This window comes from Pseudomonas sp. EL_65y_Pfl1_R83, from assembly GCF_963970695.1.
Classification (GTDB): Bacteria; Pseudomonadota; Gammaproteobacteria; order Pseudomonadales; family Pseudomonadaceae; genus Aquipseudomonas; species Aquipseudomonas tritici.
The window spans coordinates 1-444 of sequence record NZ_CAXAQI010000457.1; the positions used below are offsets into that span (position 1 = coordinate 1).

Here is a 444-nt window from a genome sequence, read left to right on the forward strand (position 1 = left end):
CGGCAGTTGATCGGAATCCTTGCCAAGCCGATCCAGGATTCGCTGCAGATCACCGACGGCCAGCTTGGATTGCTCGGCGGTTTGTATTTCGCTCTTTTCTATTGCTTCATTGCGATCCCCGTCGGTTGGTTCGCGGACCGCACCAACCGCGTCACCGTGGTGTCACTGGCCTGCGCAATCTGGAGCGGTGCTACGATTGCCTGTGGATTGGCGGTGACCTTCCCGCAGCTGGTGTTGGCGCGCATGACAGTGGGATTCGGCGAGGCCGGCGGAGTGCCGCCGTCTTATGCGATAATTACCGACACCTTTCCAAAGGGACGGCGCGCGACGGCGCTCAGCATCTATAACCTCGGTCCACCGATCGGCGCGGCGATCGGCATCGCATTCGGTGCGTCGGTCGCTGCAGCGTTTGATTGGCGCGATGCGTTTATCGCGATCGGCGCG

The 444-nt window shown here is 61.5% G+C and carries 1 protein-coding gene; it reads left to right on the forward strand.

Translation table 11 applies throughout. The annotated features are described in order from the left end of the window. A partial coding sequence (locus AACY08_RS29810) for an MFS transporter (protein ID WP_339472683.1) occupies positions 1-444 on the forward strand: 444 nt, incomplete at both ends.